Origin of the sequence: Planococcus versutus (genome assembly GCF_001186155.3) — a bacterium.
Lineage (GTDB): Bacteria > Bacillota > Bacilli > Bacillales_A > Planococcaceae > Planococcus > Planococcus versutus.
The window spans coordinates 2,470,717-2,485,153 of sequence record NZ_CP016540.2 but is presented as its reverse complement, the minus strand read 5'-3'; the positions used below and the strand labels follow the sequence as shown (position 1 = coordinate 2,485,153).

At 37.7% G+C, this 14,437-nt stretch carries 12 protein-coding genes; 11 read left to right on the top strand and 1 reads right to left on the bottom strand.

Going from position 1 to position 14,437, the window contains the following annotated elements; all coding sequences use genetic code 11:
• The first annotated feature begins 57 nt into the window (after positions 1-57).
• The 7 genes from I858_RS12630 (at position 58) to I858_RS12600 (ending at position 7,683) form a co-directional block, all read left to right on the top strand.
• Entirely contained in the window at positions 58-1,062 is a 1,005-nt protein-coding gene (locus tag I858_RS12630; protein ID WP_049694688.1) for a GNAT family N-acetyltransferase, read from the top strand.
• A gap of 614 nt (positions 1,063-1,676) precedes the next feature.
• Entirely contained in the window at positions 1,677-2,153 is a 477-nt protein-coding gene (locus tag I858_RS12625) for a VanZ family protein (RefSeq protein WP_049694689.1), read from the top strand.
• 188 nt (positions 2,154-2,341) lie between these two features.
• The gene (locus I858_RS12620) at positions 2,342-2,593 is read left to right on the top strand and encodes a hypothetical protein (RefSeq protein ID WP_049694690.1); all 252 of its coding nucleotides are present in this window, start codon (positions 2,342-2,344) and stop codon (positions 2,591-2,593) included.
• Between the two features lie 119 nt (positions 2,594-2,712).
• Positions 2,713-3,840 carry a right-handed parallel beta-helix repeat-containing protein gene (locus I858_RS12615; protein WP_049694691.1) on the top strand — a complete coding sequence of 376 codons (1,128 nt, stop codon included), beginning with the start codon at positions 2,713-2,715 and terminating at the stop codon, positions 3,838-3,840.
• Between the two features lie 163 nt (positions 3,841-4,003).
• Positions 4,004-4,969 carry a UDP-glucose 4-epimerase GalE gene (gene galE / locus I858_RS12610; RefSeq protein ID WP_049694692.1) on the top strand — a complete coding sequence of 322 codons (966 nt, stop codon included), beginning with the start codon at positions 4,004-4,006 and terminating at the stop codon, positions 4,967-4,969.
• Positions 4,970-5,222: 253 nt separating this feature from the next.
• Entirely contained in the window at positions 5,223-6,188 is a 966-nt protein-coding gene (locus tag I858_RS12605; protein WP_049694693.1) for a glycosyltransferase family 2 protein, read from the top strand.
• Between the two features lie 31 nt (positions 6,189-6,219).
• The gene (locus I858_RS12600) at positions 6,220-7,683 is read left to right on the top strand and encodes a lipopolysaccharide biosynthesis protein (protein WP_049694694.1); all 1,464 of its coding nucleotides are present in this window, start codon (positions 6,220-6,222) and stop codon (positions 7,681-7,683) included.
• Positions 7,684-7,731: 48 nt separating this feature from the next.
• On the opposite strand, the gene I858_RS12595 is transcribed toward I858_RS12600, so the two are convergent.
• Entirely contained in the window at positions 7,732-8,721 is a 990-nt protein-coding gene (locus tag I858_RS12595; RefSeq protein WP_049694695.1) for a GNAT family N-acetyltransferase, read from the bottom strand.
• A gap of 365 nt (positions 8,722-9,086) precedes the next feature.
• On the opposite strand from I858_RS12595, the gene I858_RS12590 reads away from it, so the two are divergent.
• The 4 genes from I858_RS12590 (at position 9,087) to I858_RS12575 (ending at position 14,433) form a co-directional block, all read left to right on the top strand.
• Entirely contained in the window at positions 9,087-10,214 is a 1,128-nt protein-coding gene (locus I858_RS12590) for a right-handed parallel beta-helix repeat-containing protein (protein ID WP_049694696.1), read from the top strand.
• A gap of 172 nt (positions 10,215-10,386) precedes the next feature.
• Positions 10,387-11,298, top strand: a complete 912-nt coding sequence (locus I858_RS12585; protein WP_049694697.1) for a glycosyltransferase family 2 protein — start codon at positions 10,387-10,389, stop codon at positions 11,296-11,298.
• 466 nt (positions 11,299-11,764) lie between these two features.
• Complete coding sequence (locus I858_RS12580) at positions 11,765-13,231, top strand: lipopolysaccharide biosynthesis protein (protein WP_049694698.1); 1,467 nt, start codon at positions 11,765-11,767, stop codon at positions 13,229-13,231.
• Positions 13,232-13,281: 50 nt separating this feature from the next.
• Entirely contained in the window at positions 13,282-14,433 is a 1,152-nt protein-coding gene (locus I858_RS12575) for a DegT/DnrJ/EryC1/StrS family aminotransferase (protein WP_049694699.1), read from the top strand.
• Positions 14,434-14,437: the final 4 nt, after the last annotated feature.

The window sequence follows — 14,437 nt, the reverse complement described above, 5'->3', positions numbered from 1 at the left end:
AACTGCAAATTTGCCTTTGCTTTTCAATAAAGCTTAGGACAGGGAGGCAATTTTAACGTGAACGATATTTATTTTGAACCCAACTATGGTCGTTTATACGAACAAATCGAGCATGGCACATGCGAGGTTTTTGACTTTGAGCATCTGCACGGCAAAATCAGCTACATATTTATTAAAAGGCCAATCCCAGTAGAAATCAATGGAGAAACGTATTATGACATAACAACGCCTTATGGCTACGGAGGACCGCGTCTAGTAGAATGTGAGCAAAAGAATAAAGTCGAAGTAGTTCAAGCGTTTGAGCAGGCGTTTGAAAGATACTGTCAAGAAGAAAACATCGTAAGTGAGTTTGTTCGTTTTCATCCATTATTTACAAACGCTCAAGACTTTCAAAGTGGCTATGAGTTAACATTCCGCCGTCACACAACAGGAACAAACTTAAAAGACTTTGAAAATCCAGTTAAATCAGAGTTTTCAAAGTCTAAGCAAAAAAGCATCAAAAAAGCGTTAGCTGCAGGTGTGGAATTTCGTGTGCGGGAAAATCCGGCTGATTTAGAAGAGTTTAAATACTTGTATTATTCCACAATGAAAAGAAGAAATGCAGATTCAGTTTATTATTTTAATGATCAGTACTTTGATAAGTTATTGGAAACGTTTGGTCCGAACATCGTGTTGGTAGAGGTTCTTTATGAAGAAAAAGTAATTGCTATCGGCTTAAATTTAGCTTATGGGAAATTTGTTCATATTCATTTATCAGGGACGTTAGAAGAATATCATTATTTGTCCTCTGCATTTGTGATGCGATATGCATTGGTGATGTGGGGAACTGAACACGCGATGGAGCTTATCCATGAAGGTGGCGGAGTGACGGGGAATGCTGATGATCCTTTGTATTTATTTAAAAAACAATTCGGTAAAAATACAGAATTCGATTACTACGTCAGCAATAAAATTCAAAACTCTAAAATTTACGATTTGCTATGCGAGAAAATGGATGTGGACAAAGAGGGATTTTCGTTTCCAGCTTATCGTTCAGCCGTTCTTGTAACAGCCAAAAAATGATTAGTGGCTAAACAGTATTCCCTAAACGAAAAAGGAAGTCGCAAAAATTGCGATTTCCTTTTTAGCTTGTAGACAAACGAATAGTTATTTTAACATATTTGGATTAGATCCTGCGCTCCAAGTGGACGCTTCGGGGCTACAGGATGTAGGTTATGCAACTGGCGCAACAAGACGTCGTGCTAGTTGCTAAGACGTCGCTAGCGCAGCAATGCAGGAGCACCTCTCTACCCGCCGCCTTGCGCTTTGGATTTTGGAGTGGCCTGAATACCTAGCATATTGAACTCTTTTTAATGGGACCCGACTAGCAGACTGCTTATCTCGATTAAAGCTACACGTTTCCAACCGGTCCGGCCACGAAGACTCCCGTGGGACAGCGAAAGCTGAAGACCCCGCAGGCACGTCAGTGACGAGGAGGCTGAAGCTGAGCCCACCGGAAAGCGAAGTGGCCGGACCGGTTGGATTTTTATACGGTTATTCATTTTTAGGATACTTTGTCTACAGTCTGAAAGGAAGTCGCAAAAATTGCGATTTCCTTTTTTACTTTTACTTTTTAAGGCGAATGTTATAATATTTCTTATGAAGAAAATCGATTTTCGTAGAAAAGGATTTGTATTATGATTGCTTATAAGCGCATGTCATGGATAGCTGTTTTTGCTTGGATGGCTGTTATTTTTTATTTGTCACATCAACCGGGATCAGCTTCAAGTAATTTAAGTTCAGGTATTGTCGCGGGTTTACTAGACTTTATCAACCAACTCGCGCCAGAAATCGATTTGGATGTGGAAGTCTTTCATACATTTATTCGAAAAAATGCACATTTTATTGCTTACTTTATATTGAGTTTAGTAAGTTTGAATGCGTGGACAAGCAGTGGCTTTCGCGGTGGAGCACGTGTGCTTTTAAGTCTCGCTACAACAGTCTTGTTTGCTATAACAGATGAAATTCACCAATTATTTATTGACGGACGAAGCGGCGAAGTGAGAGACGTATTAATTGATAGTGCCGGAGCAAGTTTAGGTGTTTTGCTGTATCTTGTATTTGGTAAAGCATTGCATTGGTCGAAAAAAGCAGATAATAGCCGTAAAAGATGAACTGATGGTACTACTAATCAGGTTATTTAGATCAAAAGTTGCATTACTTTTTTGTATACTGGTACATATGAATCTAGTAAATGTTAAAAATACAGCGTAAAATGACACCTAACATAAAGAATTATGGTAATTATAAGGAGTAATAAAATAATGATTGTTTTGGCGTTATGTAAAAAGAGGTGGATTAAATGTGGGCGATAGTAACGGGCGGAATTGTTTTTATGCTAACGATTGTTTTTTCTTTGGGAAAAGCAAGTTCAAAGCGTGAAAAAGTAGCACATGGCCATCGTGAAGAGTTACTTGCACGACAAGAAAAAAGAGCTGCAGATGATGTAGTCATAGAACCTGAACAACAAAACGTTAAGGTTGAGAAAAAAATGATTCCTGAAAAGAAAATATATAAAGAAAGCAATACAAAGCATCCTTCAGAATTACATTGAGGGATGCTTTTTACTGAATCTTGTTGAAATTTGAATTTTCAGTCATTATACTTTTGTTCTATGTGATTTTTCTGTATGATAAAGAAGCATGGAAGATTGCACAAAAGGAGGTATCGTGGATGACTGCAAGAGTGGGTGGATTTGTTTTTCTCGTACTTCTAGCAATTGCTGGATTTAGTTATTACTTGTTATCGACTGAAAGTCAAACGCAAGAAAATGGAACTGAAAGTGAACAAGAAAGTTATAACAAGAATTTAGAAAAATCAGAGGATAAAACAGCTGAACTTCAAAAGTCTATTGATGAAACGCCAGCAGGAGGCACTTTGGAAATTCCAGCCGGTGTTTATCAAGTCAGCAAAAACCCAGAGTTGAAAGCAGTCACTGAATACGGCGACAGCTATTTTGCTTTAAAGATTTCAAAGCCCATTACGGTTATAATGGAAGAAGCGGTATTTCAAACAGATACAGACGATGATTATGGTGTGTTTTGGGTCAATGAAACAGAAGATGTTCACTTAAAAGGTGGATTTTTAATGGGAGAACGGTTGCCAGAAGACGGTACATTAATTTCTCATATCGGCATTTTGTTTTTGTACACAAACAATAGTTCGATCGAAAACACATACTTAAAAAATTTTTCGCAAGGTGTGCATCTCAATCATGCTGACTACAACATGATTCTAAAAGTCACATCTGAATTTAATTATGGATCGGGAATTATCAGTTATGACTCGGATCAAAATGTGATTGATTCGTGCGTTGTCCGAAATTCAGGAGATGGGCATGTCTCTTTATACGGTGGAGGCGAAGACAACCATGTCGTCAATTGTATGGTGACAGAAGATCGCAAAGGATTTGACGACCAGCAAGGTATTACTGTTGAAGGCGAAAAAGGAAGTTTGATTGAAAACAATACAGTAAGTGGATTTTATTACGGAATCGATGTGAAAAATGCATCAGAATCGAATGTTATCGAGTCAAACATCGCGTTTAACAATGAATACAATATTGCTGTAAGAGGCGGCGACGGCGGCAACAATCTCCAGTTGCCAAGCTATGATACGCGCATTCTAAATAATCTAGCTGTCGATCCACGGGGCGATTCATCTAATGGGATTTTTGTTGATGCGGGTGAAGGACATGTCGTAATTGGCAATACGCTAAATTTTAATAACTTAATCATGCCCGAAAAAGAGTTAGCTATTTATGAAAGTCAAAATTATTTTGTTGAAGAAGACAAGGAGTGAACACGTTTTCGTGAAAGCTTTTATGAGCTTTACGAAAACGTGTTTTTATGTTTGATTAAAAGTGCGGTCAGCTGTTTTTTATGAAAACTTATACTGTTGCGTATCTAGCTAATGGTACAATTGGCATAATAAATGCTTTGAAACAATAGAGGAGGAAACAGCAATGGCAATTTTAGTTTGCGGAGGCGCAGGGTATATTGGCAGTCATACCGTAAAAGAATTAGTGAATACATACGACGTGGTTGTATTAGATAATTTGACAACAGGCTTTGAAAAGCTGATTGACAGCAAAGCGACATTTGTAAAAGGAGACCTTGGCGATCAAGTAGTGTTAGATGAGATTTTCACAACATATAAAATTGATGCTGTGTTTCACTTTGCGGCAAATAGCTTAGTGGGAGAGTCTGTCGAAAAACCATTAACGTATTACCGCAACAATGTAGGAGCAACGCTGGTATTGCTTGAGAAAATGATCGAACACGGCGTAAAACGTTTTATCTTTTCTTCAACAGCGGCAACGTACGGCATACCAAACACAGACATCATCACAGAAGAAACCGCGACCCATCCAATCAATCCGTACGGCCGTTCCAAACAAATGATCGAGCAGATTTTAGCGGATATGGCACACGTTTATGACTTCCACTATATTGTATTGCGTTACTTTAACGCAGCAGGCGCACACGAGTCTGGCGAAATTGGTGAAAGCCACGATCCAGAATCGCACTTAATCCCAATTGTGTTGCAACATCTTCTAGGACAGCGCAAGAAAATTTCGGTATTTGGCACAGATTATGAAACAGCTGATGGCACATGTGTGCGTGATTACATTCACGTGACGGATTTAGCGCGTGCGCATATTTTGTCATATGAAGGAATGGCTGACGGGCGTGTTGCAAATAACGTGTATAATTTAGGAAACGGAGCGGGGTATTCGGTTAATGAAATCATTCGAACTTGTGAGCGCTTATCCGGCAAGCAAGCGACGATTGACTATGCACCGAGGCGCGCAGGTGACCCAGCTATACTCGTTGCTTCTTCTCAAAAAATTAATGAAGAGATAGGCTGGAAGCCAGACTTTGATTTAACGGCTATTATAGCGAGTGCGTGGAAATGGCATTCAAAATAAGACATGACAAAACCCTCTTGAACTTATGAGTAGCTCAAGAGGGTTTTGTAAACTGAAAATAATTTTCTTAATAATTCAAATTGTCTATATTTAACCATTTAGTCTATGCTAAACTAATAAAAAGAAACCAAATGTAAGCATATAGTAATGGTTTTGTCTGCTATATGTCACATGCTAAATTTTTATCATAAAGATCCAGCTTCTTGTTGTTGATACTAGTTTATAGGTTTTAAACGAAGAGGAGTAAAAACATATGATATTAAATCCAATGGTCAGCATTGTCTGCACTAGCTACAATCATGGAGATTACCTAGCAGATGCTATCGACAGTTTCTTGATGCAAAAAACAGATTTTGAAATTGAAATTCTACTGTACGACGATGCCTCTACAGACCACGGTCCTCAAGTAATCAAACAGTATGCAAGTGACTATCCTTCGCTGATCAAACCAATTTATGAAACCCAAAATCAGTACTCACAAGGTGTGCGTGTTGAATTATTTAACCACAACCGTGCTAAAGGAAAATATATTGCTGTTTGTGAAGGCGACGATTATTGGACAGATCCTTATAAATTGCAAAAACAAGTAGATTATATGGAAGCTCATCCTGCTTGTAGCATGACTGTTCATGCGGCTGATCGAGTGTATTCGGATAAAAAGAAAGTACTTTCTACGGTAAGGCCAGAGAAAGAAGACATTATTTTGCCAATTGAACGCGTGATCGAAGGAGGGGGCGACTTGGTTGCGACCAATTCTATGGTTTACTCAAAAGAAAAAGTCGCTGTTTTGCCTCCCTTTTATTTGAATGCAGTAGTAGGTGATTACCCATTAGCTATTTTGGCTGCACTGCATGGTACGGTTAACTATTTAGATGAAAACATGTCAGCTTATCGCGTAGGGGTTCCGGGCTCTTGGACAAACCGCGAATTGGCGACAAGTGAAAAGCGTGTCAAACATTATCAAGATATGGAGCGCATGTTCGATGAAATCAACGCGTATACACATTATAAATACACCGATTCATTAACAAAAGCAAAGCTCGGTTATGAGTTTTCCTTGTTATTAGAAGAAGGAAGATTTAATGAGGCTAAACATGGAGAATACCGCACGATTTATTTAGAACTCAGTATTAAAAAGCGAATGATTATGGAATTTAAGCGATGCTTCCCAAGAATTACTGAAAGTATTCGGAAAATAAAATGGAAAATGATTCATTAAGTCTAAGTGAGTGTGAATAGGAGACCGTTATATGGAACCACAACCTTCTTTAAAAAAGAAAACAATCGGCGGTCTGGTATGGAGCTTTGGTGATTTGATAGGCAATCAAGGCATCCAGTTTGTCATTCAAATTGTATTAGCACGCATGCTGTTGCCAGAACATTTTGGATTGATTGGCATGATTTTGGTATTTATCGCATTGTCGAATTCAATTGTCGACAGTGGATTTACGCAAGCGTTGATCCGTGAAAAAAATGCGAGTCAGACAGATTATTCAACGGTCTTTTACTTTAACTTCTTTATTTCTGTTTTAATTTATATAAGTTTATTCTTTGCAGCTCCTGCAATTAGTAGATTTTTCGATGAGCCTCAACTGGTGTCTATAGTCCGTGTATTGACGATCGGAATCATCATCAACTCTTTTGCTATCATCCCCAAAGCCATGTTTGCCAAGGAAGTAAATTTCAAAGCACAAGCTAAAATCAATTTGAGTTCCAGTCTTTTATCCGGAGGTTTTGCTATTGGGTTAGCGTTAACGGGATTTGGGGTTTGGAGTTTGGTGTTCCGACAGTTGTCGATGAACGCCATTCAATCGCTGTTATTTACGTTATCAAAAAAATGGATGCCTTCGTTAGAGTTTAGCTTTTCTTCATTTGGTCGACTGTTTGGATTTGGCTGGAAGCTTCTCGTATCAGGGTTGATTGATACGTTTTATACAAATGTGTATTTCTTAATCATTGGCAAGCAGTATTCTACAAAACAACTGGGTTTTTACACAAATGCTTCGCGGTTTAGTGAAATTGTCTCTCAAAATTTAGCCGCTACGATATTGCGGGTAACATACCCTGTGCTTAGCAGCATTCAAGATGAACATGAACGGTTAGCACAATCGTATAAAAGCATTACAAAACTTGCAGCTTTTCTAATTTTTCCCGTAATGGTTGGAATGGCAGCTGTAGGAGAACCGTTAGTCCTATTGGTGTTTGGAGATAAGTGGGCAAACATGATTTTGTATTTTCAGCTATTATCGATCGCAGGGATGATGTACCCCATTTTGGCATTGGATTTGAGCATTTTTCAAGTAAAAGGACGTTCCGACTTGTATTTGAAACTAGAAATTATCAATAAAGTCTCGTTAACCATCTTACTTGTTTTAGCTATTGTATTTGATTTGGGAGTTATTGGATTGATTGGCGCAGCCATTTTAAATACCTATATCGAGTTTTTCGTTAACAGTCATTTCTCAAAACAAGTAATACCTTATCCAGCTAGAGAAAAACTGAACGATTTGTTGCCGGTATATGTGCTGTCGTTTTTGATGGGTGGAGTAGTATGGACGTTTGGTTCGCTACTAGATACAAATTTGCTTATTCAACTGCTTTTACAAGTTACTGTAGGAAGTGTGTTTTATGTTGTGACGTGTCGCCTTGCGAACATCAAAGAACTAAAAACAGTTTATGGGCTAATCAAGCCGCTATTGAAAAAAATCAACTAAAAAATGGCAAGCAGATCGACTGCTTGCCGTTTTGTACGTCTTCTATTTTTATGACCAGCGATAAGCAGGGAAAAGCTCGTTTTCTGAATCGGCATTTGTCACTCGATTTAATTGGTCATACATAGCTTTATCCCACACTCTACTGCCAACATAATAATCAAACTCTGTGTTTTTACCAAACCTCTTTTTAAATAAATACAGGGAGTCATCGTGACCAGGATGAACCCCGCCACCTGAATGGATATATTCCACGCCATTTTCTTTGGCCCACATGACAATGGCGTAAGTCATGACGTAAACAGGAGACAAATGATTAATATCACCTTCTACAGTGCCTGATAAGTGTGTATGGATAACGGAGCCTGAGTGAAAATGCAACTCTGCACCAATCACTTGGGAATCGAAGATAGCTTCGACCAATATAATTTGTTCACCTAAATTATCCATCATTTTTGAGAAATAGACATCGTCGAAGAAATAAAAGTCTTCGGCACCGACTCGTTCCATTGTTTTTGTGTAGATGTCTTGAAAGTGATTTAAGTCTGTTGGATTTCTGGTGATGCGGTAAGTTACACCGTCTCTTAATGCTTTCCGAATGCGCTTGCGTGTCGAACTTGAAAATTCTTCTTGCACTGGATCTTCAAAGCCTTTTAACGTGATGCCTGTGGTATTTCGCCTAAAATGAACGGTGTAGCAGGAATTGAAGTCTTTAGCATTACAAGCAAGTGGATGAAATCGAACAAATTCACTGACGATGTTGTGTTTCTGACAATAATCCTTAAATGCTTTGCAAAAATGGCTAACCAATTCATCTTTACGTGCTTCTTCCACTAGTTTTGTAATGACAGGACCTCCGTAACCGTAAGGCGTCATCAAGTCAAAATAAGGACCACCTTCTAAAGGGATAGGGATTTCTCTTTTAATAAATTGATGATAAACCGACCCAGTGGGATGTTCGAATTCAAAAACTTCACAGTTTCCACCTTCTATTTCTTCGTATAGCTCGGCATAATCTTTTATAAAAAATAAATCTCTCAAAATAAAACCCCATTTCTTTTTGTTTTATAATTGGTTTTGTCAGCAATCGTTTCACTAAGTCAAAATAAATGTGTGACAAACGAGAAAATTCTTTTAAAATATATCTAAATATTCAAATAAAATAGTCATCTTATTAATTATAGCGAAGAACAAGAGCAAATACGAGGAAGTTCTTCATTTTGTTGGTTAACTTTACGGAAAAGGCTTGTACTTTAGAGAAAGAAAATCAATATAAAGCCGGTTTAAAAGCAAAATATTCGGAAAAGTATGCATTTAAAGAAATTTTGGCTTATACTAGAAGTAATTAACGAGAAAACAGTGTCAAAACCTTTCGGTAAGGTGTTTAAGGTGAGGGAGAGGTGTTAATGATCTACAAGAAATTTAGAAATATGCTGCTATACATGCTGGGGATATGTGGACTGGTTGCTGTTTTGATCATGGGACAACATTCTTTCTTCGCAGAAGAGAAGAATGGTGCAAAAACACAATTCGGAGCAAAGGGTGATGGCGTGACAGATGATACGAAAGCAATTCAACGAGCTATTGACGAAACGCCAATAGGTGGAGAACTACACATACCACCAGGTATCTACAAATTATCCAAAAATCCTAATTTAAAAGCCAGTACGGGATACGGTGACAGTTATTTTGCTTTGAAGATCTCCAAACCTATTACCATCCGTATGGATCAGGCGATTTTTAAAACAGAATCAGCTGGTGAATACGGAGTTTTTTGGATTATGGCAACAGCAGATGTCCATCTCAAAGGCGGTTTTTTAATGGGAGACACACTGCCAGAAACGGGATCGCTAGTTTCTCATATTGCTATTTTACTTCAAGGTAGCCAAGAAAGTCTGATTGAAGACGTTTATACAAAAAACTATTCACAAGGCATTCATTTGCACCACGCCAACAACAATGTTATTCGAAATGTAACGAGTGAATTTAATTATGGTTCTGGTATTATTAATTTTGCATCGGACTATAACACAATTGAATCTTGCGTGGTCAGAAATTCAGGAGATGGTCATCTTTCTTTATTTGGTGGAGGCAAACACAATCTAGTAAAAGGCTGTATGGTGACTGAAGATCGTCCGGGCTATACTGACCAGCAAGGAATTACAGTTGAAAGTGAAAAAGAAAGCAAGATTGAAAAAAATGTAGTTAGCGGCTTTTATTATGGCATCGATATCAAGAATGGAGCAGAATCTACTGTTATTAAAGGCAATCTGGTTTATAACAATGAATACAATATTGCAGTGAGACCGGGAGATGGAGGGGAAAACTTGATGGCTCCGAGTCATGCTATTAGTATCTTAAACAATCTTGCAGTAAATCCGCGCGACAGTTCAGAAAGAGGCATTTATATTAATATTGGAGATGAGCACATTGTCCAAGGAAATACCGTTGAGGAAAACCAGCTGATTCTGCGTGATAAAGAGTTGAGGAATAGATATTTAAAAGAAAACTTTATGGTTTCTGATACAAAGTAAATTTAAGTTCAAGTCAATATAAATGGTAGTTGACTATTTACTTTTACGGTATTTATCCTAACGGTAAGAACATACAGAAATTTGTGAGCCTATAGTGCCACTAGTGAAAATAGAACACAATCCACAGTAACTAAAAAAGAAAACGACTCGATTGCGGGAGGCATGGCCACTTATGACGAACGAGATACTAGTGAGTATTGAATGCAATGCTTACAATCATGAAGAATTTATAGCGGAAGCATTGGATAGCCTGCTGATGCAGAAAACGAATTTTGCCTATGAAATTTTAGTGCATGACGATGCATCTACTGACCGAACTGCTGATATTATCAAAAGCTATGAACAAAAATACCCGGATATCGTTAAACCAATTTATCAAACCATCAATCAATATTCACAAAACATCTCTTTTGAATTGTCCAATATGGCGCGTGCAGAAGGTAAGTATATTGCCATTTGCGAAGGTGATGATTATTGGACTGACTCAGAAAAACTACAAAGACAAGTCGACTATATGGAGACACATCCAGAATGTAGCATGTGCGTGCATGCAGCAGAAAAGGTCTCTGCAGTAACTAAAAAAAGAGTGGATGTTATTCGTCCAAGTCATAAAGACAAAATTTTTTCTGTGGAAGAAGTGATTGAAGGTGGAGGGGCACTGTTTGCCACCAATTCAATTTTGTATTCCCGTGAAAAAATGCCCGAAATGCCAGCGTATTATATGAATGCTACAATTGGTGACTACCCGCTAGCAATTTGTGGAGCGCTGAGTGGAACGTTTTATTACATGGATCGACCTATGGCTGCATACCGAGTAGAAGTCAAAGGGTCTTGGACAGATACCAACTTGAATGACATTTCCGCAAAGCAAAAACACCTTCAAGATGTTGCAAACTTGCTCGATGAAGTAAATGTCTTTACGAATTTTAAGTATGATCAAGTGATTAAACGTACTAAAAAGCGAGACAGTTTTTACGTCTTACTCAAGCAATTAAAAATTAAAGAAACCTTGAAAAAAGGATATCGACAGTTTTATGCAAAGCCTGAATTTTTTAAGCGGATCTTTAAACGAATCATCATTTGAAAAGAATAAGAAACCAACAAAAGACAATTTTGACAGCTGGCACCATCAGCTATTCAAACTTGTCTTTTGTTTTGTTCAATTTTAAATTAGTAAAATTGATCTATACACAAGCTGAAAAGTTACCCTTTATAAAGATATCCAATAAACAGTAAATATCTAACAGTTATATGAAGAATCTTACTTAGAACTCCAACTTAAAAACAATCAATTTATTGATTTAATAAAAAAGAGTGGAATAATTTGCAAAAAAGAAAATAAAAAATAATCTAAATTATCTGTTATTTAAGACATGTAGTGTGTTAGAATGAAAAGCAAGTACTAGAAATAAGCACAAAGTAATGTATCTGAAATGGAGGTAACTTTATTGATTTAGTAAATAGATTTAATTTACCTACTCTTATAGGTAAATGTATGGCGTTTTAAGAATTGTGAATAACCTTTTTTAAATAAAGATAGGAGCAAGCTGATGAAACAAGAAAACTCATTAAAGAAAAAAACAATCAGTGGACTGCTTTGGAGTTTTGGAGACATGATAGGCAATCAAGGCATTCAGTTTATTATCCAAATTATTTTAGCACGACTATTGACTCCTGCTGATTTTGGACTGATTGGAATGATTTTGGTGTTTGTGGCGCTGTCGAATTCACTTGTTGATAGTGGCTTTACGCAAGCATTAATTCGTGATCAAAAAGCCAATCAAACGGATTACTCAACAGTCTTCTATTTTAACTTAGTAGTTTCCATTTTTATTTACGGTATTCTGTTCTTTTCAGCACCTCTCATCAGCAATTTCTTTGATCAGTCTCAATTAAAGTCTATTATTCGAGTGCTGACATTAGGTGTCATCATCAATGCATTCTCGATTATTCCAAGAGCGATGTTTACTAAAGAAGTAAATTTCAAGGTCCAAGCAAAGGTCAATGTAGCAGCAAGTGTTTTGTCAGGAATAGTTGCTGTCGCTATGGCATTCGTGGGATTTGGCGTATGGAGCCTTGTGGTTCGCATGTTGGCATTAAATTTAGTGCAAGCATTATTGCTAGTGTTCACTAGAAGATGGATGCCTTCACTCGCTTTTAGCATGGCATCTTTCAAGCGGCTGTTTGGATTTGGCTGGAAGCTCCTAGTCTCAGGATTAATAGATACAACCTATAACAATATATATTACTTAATTATCGGTAAGCAGTATTCGGCTGGTGCACTCGGCTACTATACCAATGCTTCTAAATTTAGTGATGTAGCGACACAATCTTTAACGGCGACCATTCAGCGAGTGACCTACCCCGTATTGAGCGGTATTCAAGACCAAGAAGAACGACTAAAACGAAGCTTTAAAAAAGTCATTAAGCTTTCGGGATTCTTGATCTTTCCACTGATGGTTGGGTTAGCAGCAGTTGCAGAGCCATTAGTTTTCCTGATTTTCGGAGAAAAATGGATGACTATGGTGCCTTATTTTCAGCTTTTGTGCATTGCGAGCATGTTGTACCCTATTCATGCGTTAAACTTGAATATTTTGCAAGTTAAAGGACGTTCTGATTTATTTCTTTATTTAGAAATTATTAAAACCATCATTCCAACAATCTTAATAGTGGTTGTGATATGGATGGATTGGGGAATTACGCTGCTAGTAGCTACAATAGTGCTGGATTCGCATTTATCTTTATTTATTAATATTTATTTTTCAGGACGTGAAATAGCATACGGCATTAAAGAACAAGTGCTGGATTTATTGCCAATCTACATGATTTCGTTAGGAATGGGAGCGATTGTTTATGGTGTAGGTGCGGTCGTTCCGTTCGCAGAGCTTTTAACGTTACTTCTACAGGTTGGAATTGGTGCAGTGCTCTACATCACGGTATCTAAATTATTGAAAATTGAAGAATTTGCTACTGTTTACGAGCTATTATTGCCACTGATTAAAAAAAGTAAGCGTTGAGACGAAATGATTTGTCACAATACAAATTCAGACCCTTGGGAGGAAATGAAATGGCTAAAGTTTTTCAACAACCAATACATGTGACGCGGCCTTTACTGCCAGATTTCGAAAAAGTTACCGATCGATTAAAAACAGTTTGGGAAAGTAAACAGCTCACGAATTTCGGTGCACAACATGATGAACTGAGCACGAAACTTCAGCGTTATTTAGAAAGTGATCATATGTCCATCTTTTCTAACGGTACGCTCGCATTATTACTTGGTTTGAGAGCATTAGAGCTAACCGGTGAAGTCATTACAACGCCTTTTACGTTTCCAGCAACGGTTCAAGCTTTAGATTGGAACAATTTAACACCTGTGTTTTGTGATATTGATCCTACTACGTTCAATATTGATGCCGATAAAATTGAGTCCTTGATTACCGACAAAACAACGGCGATTTTAGCTGTTCATGTTTTTGGAAATCCATGTGATGTGGAAAAAATACAGGCCATTGCGGATAAGCATCACTTAAAAGTGATTTACGATGGAGCGCACGCTTTTGGCTCTAAACTTAATGGTCTACCAATTAGTGGCTTTGGTGATATGACCATGTTTAGTTTTCATGCAACAAAGCTCTTCAATACGATAGAAGGCGGCGCTTTAATCTATCGTGACCCAGCACTTGATAAGCGACTGGGGCTACTGAGAAACTTTGGCATTTTAAATACAGAAGAAGTCGTGTTGTCAGGGTTAAATGCCAAACTAAATGAACTGCAAGCAGGCGTTGGGTTAGAAGTATTAAAAGTGGTGGAAGATGAGCGACTGAAACGCCATGCTGTTAAAAAAGCATACGAAGAACACTTGGCAGCAATCGAAGGCATTCGTGTATTAACAACACTTGAAGGTGAATCTAGCAGCTACCAGTATTTTGTTATTCGCATTGATGAAACGCTGTTTGGTCAATCGAGAGATTACGTTCACAAAGAGCTTCAAAAATACAACGTCTTTGCGAGAAAGTACTTTTATCCTTTGTGCAGTGATTTTGAATGGTATAACGAGTTGCCATCGGCACACCCTGAAAACTTACCAAATGCTCAAAGGGCTGTGCAACAAGTGTTAGCTATGCCTTATTACGGCGCATTGCCAATCCAATCAGTAGTTGAAATTTGTACGATTATTCGTGAACTTTATGTAAAACAAAAAAGCTTATCTCAACTATAAGAAA